The organism is Mesorhizobium sp. WSM4817 (genome assembly GCF_055811135.1).
Window position 1 is genome coordinate 1 of the sequence record NZ_JBVVQQ010000164.1, and the last position, 257, is coordinate 257.

Here is a 257-nt window from a genome sequence, read left to right on the forward strand (position 1 = left end):
CGGTACGCACGCTCAGATGGCGCAGGGTTGTCGGTGGGGGGCCCCCCCCCCCCCCCCCCCCCCCCGGGGGGGGGGGGGGGGGGGGGGGGGGCCCCCCCGGGGGGGGGGGGCGGGGGGGGGGGGGGGGGTGGTGGGGGGGGGCGGCGGGGGGGGGGGGGGGGGGGGGGGGGGGGTCGGGGGGCCGGGCGCCGGGGGGGGGGGGGGGCGCGGGGCGGGGGGGGGGGGGGGGGGGGGACGGGGGGGGGGGGGGGGGGGGG

At 93.8% G+C, this 257-nt stretch carries 1 protein-coding gene; it reads left to right on the forward strand.

The window, feature by feature from the left end:
• Positions 1-16: 16 nt before the first annotated feature.
• The coding region (locus AC0L2K_RS35220; protein WP_473533689.1) for a hypothetical protein at positions 17-257 on the forward strand (241 nt) is incomplete at its 3' end.